The sequence below is a fragment of the Coriobacteriia bacterium genome, assembly GCA_031292615.1.
Lineage (GTDB): Bacteria > Actinomycetota > Coriobacteriia > Anaerosomatales > JAAXUF01 > JARLGT01.
The window spans coordinates 1-13,352 of sequence record JARLGT010000008.1; the positions used below are offsets into that span (position 1 = coordinate 1).

A 13,352-nucleotide genomic window follows, 5' to 3' on the forward strand; every position below is an offset into this window, starting at 1 on the left:
CTCCTCACGAGAGGCCTTCTCGACACGGACGGCCTTGGCGGCTTCCTTGGCCTCGCGCTCGACCTTGGCCTTGGCGACAGCCTCGTCGGCGGCCTTCTGGCGAGCGACCTTCGCAGCAGCTTCGCGCTCGAGAGCGGTAGCGGCGGCGTTGCCGAACTTGTCGGAGAAGCGCTGCACGCGTCCACCGGTGTCGACGAACTTTTGCTTGCCGGTGTAGAAGGGGTGGCACTCCGAGCACAGCTCGACGTGCAGATCGGGCTTGGTGGAGCGGGTCTTGAACGTGTTACCGCACGAGCAGTGGACGGTTGACTCCACGTACTCCGGGTGGATTCCTGGCTTCACTCTTCAAACACCTCCGTGTATGGCTCGGTTTCCGACCGAGCCCGGGGACAGCGGGCGCTAGTGTAGCATCGAGCGTGCCGATGCGCTACAGGTCGATACCGTTGTTCTTGGTTTGCGCCTGCTTGGCCATGCGAACCAGGAACTCCTGGTTGCTAGTGGTCTGCTTGAGGCCCTTGATGAGCATGTCCATCGCGCGCTCGGTGCTGTCGATGCCGTGAAGTACTCGGCGAACTCCCCACACGAACGGAGCCTCCTGCGGATCGAGGAGCAGCTCCTCCTTGCGGGTGCCCGACGAGATGACGTCTATAGCCGGGAAGATGCGGCGATCGGCCAGCCCGCGGTCGAGGCGCAGCTCCATGTTACCGGTGCCCTTGAACTCCTCGAAGATGACCTCGTCCATCTTGGAACCGGTGTCGACCAGCGCGGTCGCCAGAATGGTGAGCGAGCCACCGAACTCGATGTTGCGCGCGGCGCCGAAGAACTTCTTTGGCGGGTAGAGCGCCTGGGAGTCCACACCACCGGACAGGATGCGGCCGGACGCCGGCTGTGCCAGGTTGTACGCGCGCGCCAGTCGAGTGATCGAGTCGAGTAGGATGACCACGTCGTGGCCGCTCTCAACCAGGCGCTTGGCGCGCTCGATGACCAGCTCGGCGACGGCGATGTGGTTGTCGGCAGGCATGTCGAACGTCGAGCTGATGACCTCGCCGTGAATCGAGCGCTCCATGTCCGTGACTTCCTCAGGACGCTCGTCAACGAGCAGACACATGAGGTGGACATCGGGGTCGTTGGCGCTGATGGCCGCGGCGATGTCCTTCAGGACGGTCGTCTTGCCTGCCTTGGGCGGCGAGACGATCAGGCCACGCTGGCCCTTGCCGATCGGAGCGACCATGTCGATGGTGCGCGCCGTCATGAACTCCTTGCCGTGCTCCATGCGAAGGCGCTGGTCCGGATAGACCGGCGTCAGGTCGGCGAACTTCCTGCGGCCACGGTTGGCCTCGGGCGGCGCGTCGTTGATGGCGTCGAGGCGCTGGAGGGCCGGGTACTTCTCGGTCTCCTTAGGCGGACGGACCTGACCGCGGATCATGTCGCCGCGGCGAAGCTCGTTGCGGCGAACGACCGACATCGAGACGTAGACGTCGTGGTCGCCGGGCAGGTAGCCGCCCGTGCGCACGAAGCCGTAGCCCTCGGGCAGGACGTCGAGGACGCCGGTGATCTCGATGAAGCCCTCGGACTTGACCTTGGCTTCGAGGACCGCGTCGACGATCTCGTCTTTCTTCTTCAGCGGCTTGGTGTCGATGTTCAGTTCGGCAGCCATGGCGCGCAGTTCGGCTACCGTCTTGACCATCAGATCTTCGCGCTTGACCGAAGGCTGAGGCGGCTGCTCTTGCTGTCCGCCACCCTGCCCACTGCCGCCGCGGCGACCGCGCTTGCGAGGACGTGCGCTCATGCGTTCTTCACTTTCTCCCAGTCGGCCAGGAACGATTCCAGGCCGCGATCCGTCAGCGGATGCTTGACGAGATTCTTGAGCACCCCGAACGGCACGGTTGCGATGTCGGCGCCGATAAGCGCCGCCTGCACCACGTGGTTCGCGCTGCGTACCGATGCTGCAATGACCTCAACCTTGTGGCCGAAGTCGTAGTTCTCCAGCGCCCGGACCGTGTTCTCCAGGTGCATGATGCCATCTTCCGAGATGTCGTCGAAGCGACCGACGAACGGGCTGATGTAGCTGGCGCCCGCCCGTGCCGAGAGAAGCGCTTGCGGAACCGAGAAGCACAGCGTCATGTTGACCGTGATGCCCTTCTCGTGAAGGATCTTGGTCGCCGCCAGACCCTCGGGCATGACCGGCACTTTGACGATGAGGTTGGGCGCGATCGCCGCAAGCTCTTCGCCCTCACGGACGATCTCGTCGCGAGTCAGACCAACGGTCTCGCCACTGACCGGTCCATCGCAGATCTCGCAGATCCGCTTGAGGTGGTCATGGAAGCCGGACAGCTTGCCGCCCACACGCGAGTACAGCGTGGGGTTGGTGGTGACGCCGGCCAAGACTCCCCAGCTCGCCGCCTCTTCGATCTCGGCAATGTCCGCTGTGTCCAAGAAGAACTTCACTCTGCGAACCCTCCTCCGTGTCGCGTACCGGCTGCCGGGCCGGATGTCAGTCCTCTGCGATCGCCGCGCTGACCACTGTCTCGAGTGTGTCGGCGATGGTGCGGTCGAGCTGATGGCTGTAGATCACCGGGATGTCGTGCTCCCGGGCAAGGTCTTCGATGTAGCGGCCAAGCACCCTGATGCTCTCGAACTCGTCCTCGTAGCGCCTCTGCGGTCTGGTGCCATGAGTCTGGGCTTCTCGGATGTAGAAGTGGCTCCGGTGCGACTGTTCGTCGTCCACGCCGATGACAAGCTGGACCACCCGTACGTTCGCGAACTTGTGGGGGTCAAGGTATCCCGGCACGAGGTGGACTCCCTCGATCACCGTCGAGATGCCCTCGAGCGCGGCGCGAGAGATCAGCGCCTTGACGCCGGTGTTTACGACAGCCGACTGCTCTCGGAATCCGACGACTACGGGATTGGCGCCTTCCGGCACCGGGACTCGCAAACCTCGCCACGCTGAGAATGCGCTCTCGTAGATCGCAGGCATGAGGTCCTTGGTGAATATAGCACGCATGACTTCCCGAATGGAATCCGTCGACGAGATGCGGTTGATACCGAGCCGGTGCGCGACCTCGGTGGCGATTGTCGACTTCCCTACCCCAGTCGTCCCGCCGATCAGAACTACAAGCGGCCGCTCGAGGTGCGAAAGCTGGCGCAACGTCAGGTAGCGGTCGGCGTAGTGCTGGCCCTCGATGGCATTCAGGCACTCAGCGGCAATCGCCCTCAGCCGCGCCGAGGTGATGGTGGTCTCGTCGCGATTGCGCAGGTCCTCTTGGATAGCGCTGGCTACGGCGTAGGCACGACTCGGCGGCAGACCGGTGCCCATGAACGACTGTGCGAGCAAACCCTTGGAGAACGGCAGCCCGTGAGCCTTGTCCGAGATGGTGATGATCTTGTGCTCTTCGGTCACTGCGAGGCCTCGTTTCTTGCGCATCCCCGTTCGATTGCGAGCTGTGCGACGCGTGCGATCTGCGCGCCCAGGTCGCTGCCGTCCACCGCGACGGGCACGTTGTCGCACAGCACCGTCGGCACGCCAGCCTCCTCGCCCGCAATGGCCACAACGTCGATGGCGGCAGCCTTCAGCTCCGTGAGCAGCACGTCGTAGCCGCCGAGGCAGGCGTCCATGTCGGCGCCCAGGCGCATGCGGTCCGAGAGGTGCGCGCTCGCGCCGACGACGTGACAGCCGTGCTCGGCGGCAAGATGGGCGGCAAGGCTCGGCACGACCTCGGACGGCGCGGTCGTGGCGAAGAAGACGCGCTTGCCGGCGACCGACTCGATAGGGCGCGGCCGGAAGGTGGTCGCGATCACGGGCAGGTCCGGGCGCTGCGCCGCGATGATCGCGCGGATGCTGGCGACCTCCTCGGCGGTGGCGACCGGCTCCTCGGCACCGGCGATCACCACGAGGTCGGCCTGCGCGAGTCGGTACGGGCCGAAGTAGTCGCGCACGTACGTCTCGCCGCGCCCCGCGCCCACCACCAGCACCGCCGCGTCGAATGCGACCGGCGGAATCGCGGCGCCAGAGCCTTCGGCGATGAGTAGCTCCTTGCCGAGCGAATCGGCGAGCGCCGCTCCCTCGCGTACGTTGCTGAAGAACGTCGCGCCCGCCATGCCGCCACCGCAACGGCGGCAGCCGACGGTAGTCACGCGGCTCATGACGGCATCCTCGTAGTTGTCGGACGAGGCGTGCTTGCCCTGGCGCGCCAGCGCGAGCAGGTCGGCAGTTGTCAGCGCAACCTCGTCGCCGCGAATCAGCTCAGGCTCGGCCGGGCCGCCTCGGCCCATCGCGAGCACGACGACATCGCGGCCGCCAGCCTTCAGGCGACGCGCGATGTCGGCACTGAGGGCGGTCTTGCCCACGCGCTTGCCGGTGCCGACGATCGCCAGCACCGGCGTCGCGGGTTCTGCGAGCGAGCGTTGTGGCTCGAAGCCGAAGTCGGCGCCGCGGTAGGCGACCCCGTGCGCGAGCGCCACGCTCGCCAGCTCGAAGCGCTGCGCCGAGGAGAGCACAGGCTCGTCGGACAGGTCGATAACGAGCTCGGGTGCCCAATGCGCGAGCGCTGTCGCGAGTGTGGCGGCGGGCGTGGGGCCGGTGACGAGCGGGACGCCGTAGGTGTCGAGTCCGCGCTCCAGGTCGATCTTCTCGGTACCGCCGAGGAAGGCTGCGGCCACCACTTCGTGCTCGCGAGCGAGCTGTTCGAGCGCGAACCGGACGACCGGCGGGTAGTGCTCGCCGTCGATCAGCGCGACCACGCGACTCACGGCTCGTTCCCCACGACGTCGTCGGCGCGCCAGCCGCATACGCTCTTGTGGATGCCGTGATAGTCCGCGGCCGTCTCGGCGTCGACGAACGGCTCCTTGCGAAGGACGCGCACGTGGTCGCCGTCATCGTCGATCTCGATGATGTTGTAGCTGGGGCGCACGCGCCCACGCAGGCGATGCGTGCAGCAGGTGCCCGCGTTGATGATGAGCATGTCTTCGAGGCGCCAGACGTTGGGAACGTGCTTGTGGCCGCAGAGCACCAGATCGACATCTGCGTCGGCGAGCACGCGCAGCAGGTCGCCCGCGTCGTGAACGATATTGCGCTCGCGCCCCGTTCCGGGAACCGGCACCAGGTGGTGGTGCATCGCGACCACCTTGATCTGCTCGGGGTTCTCGGCAAATCGCTCGGCGAGCCAGCGATGCGCCTCGCGGCCGATGCGGCCGGAGTCGAGGTCCGGCTCGCTGGAGTCCAGGCCGATCAGCCGCATCTCGGGGGTGACCAGATCGCAGCGCCTCGCGCCGAACAGCTCCTCGAAGTGGACGTCGCCCACGTTGCGAGCGTCGTGATTGCCGATCAAGACCATGCGGCGCTCGGCGGTGATGCGATCGAGCATGTGCTGAGCCTGCCGAAACTCGCCGCGGTAGCCCATGTCGGTCAGGTCGCCGGTGACGACCACGATGTCCGGGTCCAGCGCGTTGAGCTCGTCGACCACGCGCGTGGCCAGCGACGGGATGTGGTAGCGCGAGCCGCAGTGCAGGTCCGAGATGTGTGCGATGACGGTCTTGTCTGCCATGTCGTGTCCCTTGCCGGAGGGCTACTTGGCGAGCGTCGTGCCTCCCACTGACGCGGGATTGGCCGGGCTCGCGGCTGCGATCGCCTTGAGCTGGCTCTCTATTCCCAGCAGCGACGAGAGCAGGTTGCCCAGCGAATCGGTCGAGTTGTAGACGTCCTCTTGGTAGTTGCCGTCCTTGATCCCGCCCAGCTTGGCCGCCGTCTTCAGCGCGTCCTTGTACGTCCCGATTTGATCGACCAGTCCCATCGTCTTGGCCTCATCGCCGTTCCAAGCCCAGCCAGTCGCCATGCTCACGACCTTGGCGCGCGGCAACTTGCGTCCGGAAGCGACGATGTCGATGAACTGCCCGTACACCTGGTCGATCTGGCCTTGGAGCATCGCCGTTTCGGCAGGTGTGAGATCGCGGAACGGGCTACCGGCGTCCTTGTACTTGCCGGCCGTCAGCACCTTAAACGACACCCCCACCTTGCCGAGCAGTGCCGAAGCGTTGGGGATCTCCATGATCACGCCGATGCTCCCCACCGCCGAGCCGGGGCCGGCCACGATCTTGCTCGCTTGCGACGACATCATGTAGGCGCCCGACGCGTCGACGTCGCCAACCGAGATGACCACCGGCTTGCGCGTGATCTCGTCCTTCACGTACGCGGCGATCTCTTCACTCGCGGCAACCGTGCCGCCTGGCGAGTTGACTCGCACGACGATGGCTTTGACGTTCGAGTCGCTGTCGGCACGGTCCAGCAGCTTGAGGAAGCTCTCGGGTGTGATGACGCCCGCGCCCGCCGAGCCGGCGATCGTGCCGTCGAACGGGATGACGGCGATAACGTTGTTGCCTCCACCGATGCCATCACGCCCGCCGCTCCCCAACGCCGAGACGAGCGACACGACGCTGACGATGACGATCAGGACGACCGCGATGCCCACGAGCCACCACAGCCACGCCAAGCTCGAGCGGCGGGCCGGCGCGGGGCCGACCATGCCGGGTGCGGGCTGCGCGTAGCTCGGCGGGTAGGCCGGCGGAACGTCGCCGCCGGGCTGCGCGTACGCCTGCGGCCCGTACGTGGGCGCCGCGTATGGCGGCTGCGGCGCGCCGGCGTGAGGCGGCTGCGAGTACGGGGGGTACGGCGGGTAGGCAGCCTGCTGGGGTTGCGGGCCTGGGCCGGGCCCCATCGGCGGCAGTGGGGCGTTGGGTGTGGTGGCGTCGTCCGGTGCAGTCATGCGAGCCTCCGGGTCAGATCACTTGGGCACGAGAAGGGCGCGAGGTGCGCGGGATACAACGTTTGTTCCCCAGCCGCAGCACGAGCGTGCGCGGCGAGTTCGTGGCGTGGCTCTAGAGAAAGCGCGCGCCGGCACGGTCGACTCGGAGTGCCTCGGGCGAGCGGCGTGTGCCGAGCGCACGCACGCGGTCTGCCGAGCGCTCGGCGACCACGGCGGCAAGCGCGTGAGCGATCTCGTCGGTGTCGCCAGCCACAAGGGCGATGACCGTGGGGCCGGCGCCGGAAAGCGCGACGCCGGCAGCGCCTGAATCGCGCAGGATGCTGTAGACCTCCTGGAGGTCTGAGACAGCCGACGCTCGATACATCTCGTGGAGCCGATCCTCGAGTGCCGCGCCCAGCAGTTCGGGGCGCCCGGTGGCGATGGATGCCGCGAGCAGGCCCGCGTGGGCGACGTTGAAGGCAGCGTCGGCGTGCGGGACCGCCTCGGGAAGCATCTTGCGCGCGGTGCGCGTCGAAAGCTCGCCGGTCGCGACCACCACCACAGCCGCCAGTCCCCGAGCGGGCTGGAAGCGGGCGAAGTGCGGCTTGGCGCCGTCGTTCCAACACACGGTAAATCCGCCCACGAACGCGGCAGCGACGTTGTCGGGATGCCCCTCCATCTCGGCGGCGAGTTCGAGAAGGCGCTGCTGGCCCAACTCGACCTCGGCGAGTCGCTCGCCCAGCAGCAGCCCTCCCACGATGGCGGCCGCCGAGGAACCCAGGCCGTTGCCCAGCGCGATATGGTTGACGCAGTCGATTGAAGCGCGCAGCTCGGGACGGCCGGCCTCGGCGAACGCTCGCGCCATCGCCTGTGCGACGCGGTTGCGGCCGTCGGTGCGTAGGTGACCCACGCCCTCGCCCTCGACGCGCACGCTCCACTCGGGGGCAAGCTCGGCCTCGAAACGGTTGAAGACGTCGAGCGCCAGCCCGAAGCTGTCGAAGCCCGGGCCGAGGTTGGCCGAGGTTCCCGGGACGAGAACCGCTTCTCCCACCTAGAGCTCCTCGACGCGGATGACCGACGCGATGCCGTTGACGACGTCGAGCGCCTCGATCTCGGCGAGCGCCGAGCGGACGTCCGCCTCACGCGCCTGGTGCGTGACGTAGACGATCTGCGCCAGGCCGCCCTCGGCACGCTTCTGGATGACACTGCCGATCGAGACGCCGTGATTGCCGAAGACGGTCGCGACTGCGGCGAGCACGCCGGTCTTGTCGGCGACGGCAAGGCGGATGTAGTACTCGCTGACGAGCTCGGCTATGTCGCGCACTGGCAGCTTCTCGGTGCAGGTGCAGCCCACGAGCGGCGCGCAGTCAGTCTGAAGTCGACGCGCCTCCTCGATCAGGTCGCCCACGACCGCCGAGGCAGCCGGCAGCGAGCCGGCACCCTCGCCGAAGAACATCGTTTCGCCTACGGCATCGCCCACGACGTAGATGGCGTTGTAGACGCCGTTGACGCTGGCGAGCGGGTGCGTCGACGGGATCATGGTCGGGTGCACCCGCACGTCGACGCCGGTGGGCGTGCGGCGGGCGATCGCGAGCAGCTTGATGGTGTAGCCCATCTCGCGGGCGTAGCTGATGTCTTCCGGCGCCAGCGAGCGAATCCCTTCGGCGGGAACCTGCGGCATGACCACTCGGCTGTTAAACGCGATCGAGGAGAGGATCGCGATCTTGGCAGCGGCGTCCAAGCCATCGACGTCGGCGGTGGGGTCGGCCTCGGCGAAGCCCTTGGCCTGCGCCTCAGCGAGCGCGGTGTCGTAGTCCAAGCCATCCTCGCCCATGCGGGTGAGCATGTAGTTGGTGGTGCCGTTGACGATGCCCATCACGGTTTGGATCTCGTTGCTGGTCAGCGAGTGCTTCAGCGGACCGATGATCGGGATGCCGCCTCCCACGCTGGCCTCAAACAGGATGTCGACGCCGTTGGCCTCAGCTGCTGCCATGACCTCCTCGCCGTGGCTTGCGAGCAGCGCCTTGTTGGCGGTGACCACGCTCTTGCCCGCGCCCAGCGCGGAAAGCACGACTTCGCGGGCGATGCCCGTGCCGCCAATCAGTTCGATGATGACGTCGATGGACGGGTCGTCGATGACGGCCTGCGCCTCGGTAACGCACTGCTCGGGCGCAAGGCCAAGGTCTGCAAAGCGCGCCGTGTTGCGGTCGGCGAACTTGACGAGTTGGATGTCGACACCGGCACGACGGCGGAAGTCCTCGCCGTGACGATGCAGAATCTCGACGACACCCGAGCCAACGGTGCCAAGGCCGATCAAGCCGACTCTCACAGTGCGCATGACGTTTCCTCCAACAGTGATGTGCTCGGCACCCGCCGAGCAACGCGACGACTATTGTAGCCGACCGCCAACGCGAGACGACCGCCAAACGGCCTCATCAACATCGGCCCTCGCGAAAGCCGCCTGGGCCAAGCCATCGGCGTGCGAAATGAGACCCCGGTCGTTGAGTATCAGTTAGAGAAGGCTAACTCTCGATTCATGGCGTCGTCACGAGCCGCCTTCATCCTCCGAGATGACCCGCAAGGGCGGTGGGCCAACCTTCTCACCGCGACTATGCACTTTCGGAGGTGCAACCGTATGAACAGGCGTTTGCTCGTGCCCGCGACGTACAGCTTCAGCGCTCCGGGAGCTACGGCCGTTGCCGTGTTCGACGGAACGACCAAACTCTTTACGTTCACCGCAGCATCGGGGCAGTTCAGCGTCCCGACAGGCAAGACCTACTCGCTCTTCGCCGTGACGGGCCCGACCACTAGCGACGGCGTCGGAACAACGAGCGTCAGCCCCGCGGCGCTGCAGGTAGACACGACCGCTCCGGTCACGACCTCCAACGCTGTCGCGACTTACGACTCGATCGCTGCCATCATGCTGAGCGCGACCGACTCCGGCTCAGGCGTGGCCGCCACGTACTACAAGCTCGACGGTGGCGCTCAGGTCGCTGGCACGTCGATCAGCGTGACCGCGATTGGCTCGCACACGCTCGAGTTCTGGTCGGTCGACGTCGCGGGCAACATAGAGGCGCATCAGACCGTGGACTTCACGATCACGGCGCCGGTGCCCACCCCCACCCCGACTCCCACGCCCGACCCCACGCCCACGCCCAATCCGACTCCGGGCCACGACCACTCGGGGCATCGCGGTGAGCACCACCGCAGCAAGCGGTGACGCGAGGTGCCGCGTTCTGACGAGGCTACCTTCACTGCACGGCCGCAGGACGATAAGCGGTCACGCTTGGTCGGACTCCCTTCCCCGCACGCGCCGTGCGAGTAGATGAGTCGCTGACGGGTGACAGAACGAAGGCCGGTCCCCGGGTCGGGGGCCGGCCTTCAGCGTGGGTGCTCCGCGACGTGGCGCCGAACGAAAGCGTTTTGGCACCTAGCCCAGTTCGCACTTCATCAGGTCGTCGTAGGTCTCTCGGCGGATGACGAATCGCCACTCTCCGTCGCGCACGAAGACCACGCCCAGCCGAACGTTCTTGTTGTAGTTGCTGCTCATCGACTGGCAGTAAGCACCGGTCGCGCACACGCACAGGATGTCGCCAACCTCCGGGCTCTGCAGCGGCGCGTCGCGCACGACGATGTCGCCGCTCTCGCAGTGCTTGCCGGCCACGGTCGCCACCATCTCGCGCGGCTGATCGGCCTTGTTGGCGATGAGCGCCTCGTAGTCGGCGTCGTAGAGCGCGGTGCGGATGTTGTCGCTCATGCCGCCGTCCACGGCGACGTACGTACGGATGCCTGGAATCTCCTTGATCGTGCCGACCGTGTAGAGAGTGACGCCGGCGTTCGCAACGATGCTTCGACCCGGCTCAACCGCCATACGCGGAACCGCTAGGCCGTGACGCTCGCACTCTTCCTTGATGCCATCGACGACGACCTTGCCGTACTCCTTGACCGTCGATGGTTCGTCCGGCACGCCGTAGGCCACCCCAAGTCCGCCGCCCGTGTCGAGCATTCGCACGGCAACGCCTGTCTCGGAGTGAATGTCATGCATGAACCGCACCGCGACCTCGATGGCCTTCGCGAAGCTGTGCAGCGCGAATATCTGGCTGCCGATGTGCATGTGCAGACCCTCGAAATCGATGCCCGGGAGCTCGACCGCGCGTTTCACAGCTCGCATCGCGAGACCCTGGTTGAGCCCGAAGCCGAACTTGGAGTCCTCGGCGCCGGTCATGATGAAGTCGTGGGTGTCGGCCTCTACGCCCGGCGTGACGCGTATCAGGATCGGCTGGCGCATGCCGCGCTCCTCGGCGATTGCCGAGAGCCTCTCGAGTTCGTCGAAGTTGTCGACGACGACGCGGCTTACGCCAGCCTCGACGCAATCGACAAGCTCAGATGGCGTCTTGTTGTTGCCGTGCACCTGAACGCGCGACATCGGGAAGTTGGCGCGCTTGGCGTAGGCGAGCTCGCCACCGGAGGCGCAGAGCAGGCAGCAGCCCTCCTCCTCGACCAGCTTGATCATCGCAAGCGACAGGAACGCCTTGCCGGCGTAGACGACGTCGACGTCCTTCCAGTGGAACTGCGTCCACTTCACGTACTCGGAGAGCTGGTGGCGGATGGTGGCCTCGTCCATGACGTAGAGCGCAGTCCCCGCTTCACGAGCCAGCGCCACCATGTCGACGCCGCCGATCCACAGGTGGCCGTCCTTGACCTCGAACGTCATCGGCATGACCGGGGCCAGATCGGCGGCGGTCTTGTTGTCCGGCGTCGCGGGCGGACGCGGTGCGGACGGCTTTCCCATGGCGGTGCCCCTTCTCGGTATGTAACGCGGCGAGCCATCCTCGACGGCGCCGCGGCGACCTCCTACATGCGCTCCGGCGCGCTCACTCCCACAAGCGCGAGCACTGTCTCCAGCGCGCCGCGCGTCGCGTCCACCGCGTAAAGGCGTGCGGCCGTGAGCGCAGCATCGTCAGTGAGCACGTGGCACTGCGTGTAGAACTGGTGGAACGTCTGCGCGAGGTCCTCGGCGTAGCGCGTCAGGCGATACGGAGCCAGATCGCGCGCAGCTCCCTCGACGACCTCCGAGAACTCCGAGAGCTTGCGAGCCAGCGTCAGCTCGCTTGGGTCGGTGAGCAGCGACAGGTCCGCGTCGCCGGGCACGAACTCGGCGGCAAGCGAGGCGATGGTGGCGTGGCGCGCGGTCAGCTCGTCGCCGGCGGCCTTGCGCAGGATCGAGCAGATCCGCGCATGCGCGTACTGCACGTAGTAGACGGGGTTGTCGGCGGACTGCTGGCGCGCCAGCTCGATGTCGAAGTCGAGCGGCTGGTCGGTGGACCGTCGCAGGAAGAAGTAGCGTGCTGCGTCGGGGCCCACCTCGTCGAGCAGATCCTCGAAGGTGACCATCTCGCCCGTGCGCTTGCTCATGCGGACCGCTTCGCCGCCGCGGAACAGGTTCACGAGCTGGCCGATCACCACGTCGAGCTGGCCCGGATGCCCGAGTGCCGCCACAGCCGCCTGCATACGCGCGACGTAGCCATGGTGGTCGGCGCCCCAGATGTTGATGACGCGGTCGAAGCCGCGGTCGTACTTGTTCTTGTGATAGGCGATGTCTGCGGCGAAGTACGTGTACTCGCCGTCGGCCTTGATCAGCACGCGGTCCTTGTCGTCGCCGAACTCCGTCGAGCGGAACCAGACCGCGCCGTCGAGGTCGTAGATATGGCCGGCCGCGCGCATCGCCGTGATTGCGTCTTCGACGGCCGTGGTGCCGCTCGCGCCACGCACGTGCAGCGTGCGCTCCGAGAACCACACGTCGAAGTCCACGCCCATGCCATGGAGCACCAGCTTGAGGTGCTCGAGAACGGCCGCATACGCCGTCTCCTTGAAGTGCTCCTCGCGCTCCTCGGCAGGCTTGTCCGCCCACTCCGGGCCCTCGGTGGCCAGGATCTGCTCGGCGATCTCGCCGATGTAGGCGCCCTGGTACCAGTTGTCCTCGAACGCCGCCTCGTGTCCCGTGAGCTGCATGTAGCGGGCGGCGACGGACTTGCCGAAGATGTCCATCTGCACGCCGGCATCGTTGATGTAGAACTCGCGCTCCACGCTCCAGCCGGCGTGCGCGAGGATGCGCGCCATGCTGTCGCCGAGCGCCGCCCAGCGACCGTGACCGACGTGCATCGGCCCCACCGGGTTTGCCGAGACGAACTCGACCTGGACGCGCCTGCCCGCGCCGCTCTCGTTGCGGCCGAACTCCAGGCCGCGCTCGCGCGACTCGCGCAATACGCGCATCAGAGCGACGGCGGAGAGGCGGATGTTGATGAAGCCCGGTCCTGCGATCTCGACCCCTTCGACGTCGCCGCTCGCATCGAGGCGCGCCGCGACGATCTCGGCGACCTGGCGCGGGTTCATGCCGGCCTGCTTGGAGCATCGCAGCGCAACCGTGGTGGCCCAGTCGCCGTGGCTAGCATCGCGCGGTCGCTCCACGCCGGGATCTGGCGCCTCGGACAACGGCAGTTCGCCGGCTTGGATGGCGGCCGCGATGGCATCGGATACGAGCTGGGAGATCGCGTCTCTCACGGGTGACTACGCCTCTTCAAACGCAGGGGATGTGGGCTGAAAGGATACCCGATG

Annotated in this window: 11 protein-coding genes and 1 pseudogene; 1 reads left to right on the forward strand and 11 read right to left on the reverse strand. The window is 66.8% G+C overall.

All coding sequences use genetic code 11. The features are described from left to right. From rpmE to P4L93_00500, 9 genes and pseudogenes are all read right to left on the reverse strand, one after another. A partial coding sequence (gene rpmE, locus P4L93_00460; GenBank protein MDR3685424.1) for a 50S ribosomal protein L31 occupies positions 1-342 on the reverse strand: 342 nt, incomplete at its 3' end. A gap of 85 nt (positions 343-427) precedes the next feature. Further along, a pseudogene (rho, locus tag P4L93_00465) lies at positions 428-1,714 on the reverse strand (transcription termination factor Rho). A 71-nt stretch (positions 1,715-1,785) separates the two neighbouring features. Further along, on the reverse strand, positions 1,786-2,448 hold the full coding sequence (gene fsa / locus P4L93_00470) for a fructose-6-phosphate aldolase (GenBank protein MDR3685425.1): 663 nt from the start codon (positions 2,446-2,448) through the stop codon (positions 1,786-1,788). A gap of 46 nt (positions 2,449-2,494) precedes the next feature. Next, complete coding sequence (locus P4L93_00475; protein ID MDR3685426.1) at positions 2,495-3,400, reverse strand: 2-phosphoglycerate kinase; 906 nt, start codon at positions 3,398-3,400, stop codon at positions 2,495-2,497. After that, positions 3,397-4,749, reverse strand: a complete 1,353-nt coding sequence (locus P4L93_00480; GenBank protein ID MDR3685427.1) for a 2,3-diphosphoglycerate synthetase — start codon at positions 4,747-4,749, stop codon at positions 3,397-3,399. Before P4L93_00480 ends, P4L93_00475 begins: the two co-directional genes overlap by 4 nt. Continuing rightward, positions 4,746-5,543, reverse strand: coding sequence for a metallophosphoesterase (locus P4L93_00485; protein ID MDR3685428.1), 798 nt, complete (start codon positions 5,541-5,543; stop codon positions 4,746-4,748). Before P4L93_00485 ends, P4L93_00480 begins: the two co-directional genes overlap by 4 nt. A gap of 21 nt (positions 5,544-5,564) precedes the next feature. Then, a complete protein-coding gene (sppA, locus tag P4L93_00490; GenBank protein ID MDR3685429.1) occupies positions 5,565-6,758 on the reverse strand; it encodes a signal peptide peptidase SppA in 1,194 nt (397 codons plus the stop codon). A gap of 112 nt (positions 6,759-6,870) precedes the next feature. Next, positions 6,871-7,788, reverse strand: coding sequence for a homoserine kinase (gene thrB, locus P4L93_00495; protein MDR3685430.1), 918 nt, complete (start codon positions 7,786-7,788; stop codon positions 6,871-6,873). Then, positions 7,789-9,075: a homoserine dehydrogenase gene (locus P4L93_00500; protein ID MDR3685431.1), complete on the reverse strand. Its 1,287-nt coding sequence runs from the start codon at positions 9,073-9,075 to the stop codon at positions 7,789-7,791. A gap of 297 nt (positions 9,076-9,372) precedes the next feature. Here P4L93_00500 and P4L93_00505 point away from each other — a divergent pair, with 297 nt between their 5' ends. Beyond that, a complete protein-coding gene (locus P4L93_00505) occupies positions 9,373-9,957 on the forward strand; it encodes a hypothetical protein (protein ID MDR3685432.1) in 585 nt (194 codons plus the stop codon). A 210-nt stretch (positions 9,958-10,167) separates the two neighbouring features. On the opposite strand, the gene lysA is transcribed toward P4L93_00505, so the two are convergent. Further along, complete coding sequence (lysA, locus tag P4L93_00510) at positions 10,168-11,529, reverse strand: diaminopimelate decarboxylase (protein ID MDR3685433.1); 1,362 nt, start codon at positions 11,527-11,529, stop codon at positions 10,168-10,170. 62 nt (positions 11,530-11,591) lie between these two features. Beyond that, positions 11,592-13,298 (reverse strand): arginine--tRNA ligase, encoded by a 1,707-nt coding sequence (argS, locus tag P4L93_00515; protein ID MDR3685434.1) that lies wholly within the window; start codon positions 13,296-13,298, stop codon positions 11,592-11,594. Positions 13,299-13,352: the final 54 nt, after the last annotated feature.

Bases quoted from the DNA above. Each gene is read 5' to 3' on its own strand.
- P4L93_00485 (MDR3685428.1), bottom strand. From the start codon at position 5,543: ATGGCAGACAAGACCGTCATCGCACACATCTCGGACCTGCACTGCGGC.
- sppA (MDR3685429.1), bottom strand. From the start codon at position 6,758: ATGACTGCACCGGACGACGCCACCACACCCAACGCCCCACTGCCGCCG.
- P4L93_00500 (MDR3685431.1), bottom strand. From the start codon at position 9,075: ATGCGCACTGTGAGAGTCGGCTTGATCGGCCTTGGCACCGTTGGCTCG.
- P4L93_00505 (MDR3685432.1), top strand. From the start codon at position 9,373: ATGAACAGGCGTTTGCTCGTGCCCGCGACGTACAGCTTCAGCGCTCCG.
- lysA (MDR3685433.1), bottom strand. From the start codon at position 11,529: ATGGGAAAGCCGTCCGCACCGCGTCCGCCCGCGACGCCGGACAACAAG.